The following is a 4,722-nucleotide window of genomic DNA, read 5'->3' on the forward strand; positions in this document are numbered from 1 at the left end:
ATTTCTATTCATCGTTGACCTTGTTTTTTGTCAACCTATGTCAGGACAAGTCAGTGATCCTTTGCGCCCTTTGCGGTTAAAAAAATAAAAATTTTAACCTCGCATACGAAGTATGCTCAAAACCCATAAGAAACCCCAAACCTAAACTCATTGGCAACAGCTTTGGGTTGTAATTGAGGGCGGATGATTCCGGCCTGCTTGAGGTAAGACGCATTGAGCCTCAATTGGTTGATGAGCTCATATTTAATTTCGACTAACATTTGTTTTTGTGTGGTGATTGCTCCTGACAGGAAGCTGGGCTGGGGTTCTGCATAATATTGATCTTCCAGGCTTCCTTTCCGTCCCTTCCTTGTATAGTTAAGCTGAATCGAAGTTATCAGGCGGGGTAGGGGATTATATCTCACCCAGGCAGTCAGCCGGTCGGCATTCTCTCCTATCCAATCGCCAAGATTATAATTTTGATTAGTATAGGTCTGCGCAGGAATGAGGTTTTGATACACAAAAGGGTTAATGCGGGTATACTCCATCCCCAGTGTCAGGTAAGGAAACACAACATCAGTCACCGAAGCTCCAAGATTAAATCCGATCTGGTTCCTGCTTTTAGCTTTGTTAAAGATCTCCGAGAGGCGAATCTCATCAATAAAAAGAGTACCATACACATGACTCTTTGGAATATGGTTACGTGAACTGGCCTGGAGAAAGAACTGACCGTTGGACCCTGAATTGATCTTGTACCTGCTTGCATACTGGTCGTAAGCTTTAAAGAACATGACCGGGATCAGGTAGCCTGCGTCGATGCGGTCGCTATAAACCATAGATTCTCCAATGCTCAAGCCGAGTCCTTTGACCGGAAAAAAATTGAAACTGTGTGTAGCCATGAATTTCGGTACGTACAACTCCCGTTCAGATCCATAGATCGAATTCCCCTTTGCATAGGTTCGATTGGAATCAATGATTGCTGACTGTAACCAGGAGTGGGCGTAATGGAAGCGAAACCACTTTAACGGCTGGTAATCAAGGCGTATAAAAGGATAGGCCGGAGCCTTGTCTGACAGGACGACTCTGCCATTCTCACCATATCCGAACTGCAGCTGGTCGTTTCCAATGCTTACTGATCCATTGCTCCAGCTGTAAGTCAGGTTGCCCCGAAGCTCTGTATAGTTAAGGGTTTTGGCATCAGGGTTTACATTGCTGGTTCGGACTATTCCGGTTTCATTGGTAAACTGCTTCACGGTATCAATTCCGGTCCCGTTTTCTGTTATATCAGTGAAATAGGCCTGGAAGGAAATGTTTTTCCCGGCATGGCCCCAGAAACGGATTCCTGTGCTATTCTTAAATATACTTTTATTCTTTCCCTGGATTGTTTCGAGATTTATAACCGGGTCGCCTCTAAACAGGTAATTTGGTGTATTGACAGATAAGAACCTCCAGCGCCCGAAATCATCTTTTTTTGCAAAGGAGGCACTGTCGTTAGTCCGGGGAAGAAATTCAGAGTATTCCTGCTGATAAAAATCCAGTTCCTTTTGTTCAGTCAGTGATAAGGTATGAATCGAGTCCTTAAGAAAAGCAAGATTGAGCGCAATTTCTTTTCTGCTCAGAGGGAGTATGAAATCTGTGATCTCTATATTCCCTTTTTGAGCCTGCCTTGATAGAAATTGATGGATTGAGTTTTTTGGATCTTCCCAGACTATTTGTGCAGTCGAGGTTTTTGCAGCTAAAAGCAGAATGCAGAAAGTTAAGAGCTGAAAGCTGAAAGCTGAAAGCGGAAAGCGGAAAGCTGAAAATCTTTTACGAATGACGTTTCTTTTATTAATATGCATCCTGATCTCCTTTAATCGTATTAATAATTGTCTGCAGCACTATCTGGCAATCCATCCAAAAAGTCCAGCTGTGGATATAATAAAGGTCGTAATTTACCCGGCGCTGCATGGAGCCGGGAGCGGTTGTTTCGCCACGACAGCCATTCACCTGTGCCCAGCCAGTTATGCCCGGTTTGACAAGGTGGCGGAGCATGTAGCGGTCCACGTGCTGGATTGAGGATATATTAAGTGGTGTTACGTGCGGGCGAGGGCCAACAACAGACATGTTTCCCAAAAGTACATTCCAGAACTGTGGAAATTCATCGATGTTCCATTCCCGAAGGAACCGGCCCAGAGGTGTTACGCGGTTGTCATTTTTGGTAGCTTGCATAAATCCGCCTTTGTCATCAGTTTCAGGGCTTCCATAATACATGGTCCTGAACTTATAGCAAACGATCATTTTATTATTCAAACCCCATCTTTCCTGTTTAAAAAATACCGGCCCTCGTGATGATATCTTAATCAGCAGTGCGACCAAAGGCATGAACCACCAGCCAATCAGAATGAAAAATGACAAAGAAAAACTTATATCAAAGGCTTTCTTAAGTAATTTATTTGCCCATCTATCCTGGGGAAGGGACCGTAAATTGATTACAGGAAGTAAGCCGATCGTATTTATGCTGATATTACTCGCTGCGTATAAATATAAATCCGGTATCATTCTTAGCCTGGTCGCATGGAAATCGCAAACTTCAATAGTCGAACTGATCTGCTGATGTTTAGAATTTGGCAGTGCAATGATCACCTCTGCGACTTCCGTATTCTCCAGAATTTTACTTAGATCTTCTATCCTTCCTAAATAAGGGCAGCCATTCATCTTGGTCCGATCATCATCTAAGAAGCCAATACACTTATAGCCATAGTAGGTGTGCAGGTTAATGGTGTCGTAAAAATCCTTGGCAGCCGGAGTAGAGCCTATTAATATGATCTGCTCCTGCAGCCTTCCGCTATAGAAAACAAAATGGAGGTATTTTCTAAGGATATACTTGAATGGAATGATTAATATGAACAGGGAGGCGAAATATATCCCCAGAAAATAATTGTTCAGTAGGATCGTATTCCGGAAAAAGAACAGAAAAGAGGTGAGTAAGATAGCAAACAGAATAATTGTTACGAGCACATAAATGATCTCTTCCGCAAATTTGCTCGAGCGCAGATCTGTATAAAGACGTGAAACCTGGGCGGCAGTGTACCAGGAGATTATAGATATGAGAAGAAACGTTAGCGGTCGCTCGCCGCTAATGACATGCATGTACGAATAATGGTCAGCCAGCCAGAAAGCAATTATTAACAGCGGTGTGTCAATCAGGTATCTAACGCTTTTGTATAAAAAATATGGCCGCGTCATAGAGAGCTATTCTCCTTTTTTTTATTGGTAAGATCGTACATCACAGACCGGTACGAGTCTGTAATCGCGTCCCAATTGTACTTATCGGTCAGGCCTTTTGCCACTTTATCTTTTAAGGATTTTACAAATGTGGGGTTGGACTCCAGTTTATTCATCATTTCTATCGCAGAGTGTGTGCTTTCCTCAAAGAATACGCCAAATTCGCCGTTATTAAGCATTTCACGATTAAATGTTGTATCGAGTGCAAGTATAGCACAATTATTAGACATGGCTTTTAACATGGCTGGGTTTGTTCCCCCATACTTATGACCATGTATGTACACAAAACAGTTCTGGTATAGTGCCATCAGCTCGCTGCTATCTTTTACATATCCTACAAAATGGATATTAGGCGCTTCATATTTCTTGAGGTCTTCGGCATATTTATCGCGGTAAGGAACATCGCCAACAATAATTAATTTCTTGCTTGATTTTGCCTCTGAAAATGCCTTCACAATAAGATCTGCATTATTGTCAGGGATCAGCCGGCCAACGATGAGGTAATATTCCTCAGGCTGCAGGTTAAACCGATTTAAAAGCGATTGATCCGACACTTTAAAAGCCGGTGCGCCATAGGCGATAACCTTTGAATCTGTATTAAATTCTTCTAAATATACCTGGTGCATAGCTTCAGCATCCGTAATAATTACATCATAAAGCTTTGTAGCCAGCCTTGCCGCAAATTTGAAATACTTTCCCCCTAAACCCCGCCATTTGGGCCTCAGCCACTCGAGGCCATCGACATTTATCATTGTTTTTTTTCCTGCTAATTTAGGGATCCATCCCATCGGGCCGGCTGCCAAATTAACTACGAGTATTATGTCGACATTGCTGCAGGAAGCATGAACAATCGATAAAAAAGAATGTACGATTTGATTTAAAGACTTGGTTTGAACTGTGGGTATATAATGAAGACAGATTCCATTCACTTTCCCCGGCTTCTCTTTAAAAAGGTCCCGCTGGCAATAAATATGGACTTTTACTCCCTTTTTAACGAGACGTTCGCTTAGCTCTTTTACAAAGGTTTCAAAACCACCATAAACATAAGGGTAACCCCTTGTACCAATAATGGCTACTTTCATCTGTGTCAGCACGGTTTTTTGCGCAGACAAAAGTATCAAATAATTTTTATTAGTGATAACGACGATTCCGGCCTTGAGCTTGCCTACCGGCAGGCAGGCCGGAATCTCCATGCTCCCCAACGGCCTGTCATGGCGGGCTTGACCCGCCACCTCAGTTTACCTCCGCGCCTTAATCTATTGATATTGGGCTTGACCTGCCGCCTTTCGTATTTTAAATCTAATACAATGCATAATTATGATCCGGCTTTCGGAACGGCAAACTGGGATTAATAATAAGGAGATTCCGACATTCTTCTGAATGACAATTTGCGAAAGGAATTATGGGAGGTTCTGGCTTTCGCCCAATGTCATTAAGTTAAGCTTATACCACTAACATTTATACGTCATATTTAGG

3 protein-coding genes are annotated in these 4,722 nt (G+C 42.5%); all 3 read right to left on the bottom strand.

The window, feature by feature from the left end; translation table 11 throughout:
• Positions 1–116 precede the first annotated feature (116 nt).
• The 3 genes from WKF69_RS18675 to WKF69_RS18685 are packed head-to-tail and all read right to left on the bottom strand — an operon-like array spanning position 117 to position 4,478.
• Positions 117–1,820, bottom strand: a complete 1,704-nt coding sequence (locus WKF69_RS18675; RefSeq protein ID WP_340383934.1) for a capsule assembly Wzi family protein — start codon at positions 1,818–1,820, stop codon at positions 117–119.
• On the bottom strand, positions 1,810–3,207 hold the full coding sequence (locus WKF69_RS18680; protein WP_340383936.1) for an undecaprenyl-phosphate glucose phosphotransferase: 1,398 nt from the start codon (positions 3,205–3,207) through the stop codon (positions 1,810–1,812). Before WKF69_RS18680 ends, WKF69_RS18675 begins: the two co-directional genes overlap by 11 nt.
• The gene (locus tag WKF69_RS18685) at positions 3,204–4,478 is read right to left on the bottom strand and encodes a DUF1972 domain-containing protein (RefSeq protein ID WP_340383938.1); all 1,275 of its coding nucleotides are present in this window, start codon (positions 4,476–4,478) and stop codon (positions 3,204–3,206) included. The genes WKF69_RS18680 and WKF69_RS18685 overlap by 4 nt, the downstream gene beginning before the upstream one ends.
• Positions 4,479–4,722: the final 244 nt, after the last annotated feature.

This window comes from Daejeonella sp. (assembly GCF_037719425.1).
GTDB lineage: Bacteria > Bacteroidota > Bacteroidia > Sphingobacteriales > Sphingobacteriaceae > Daejeonella.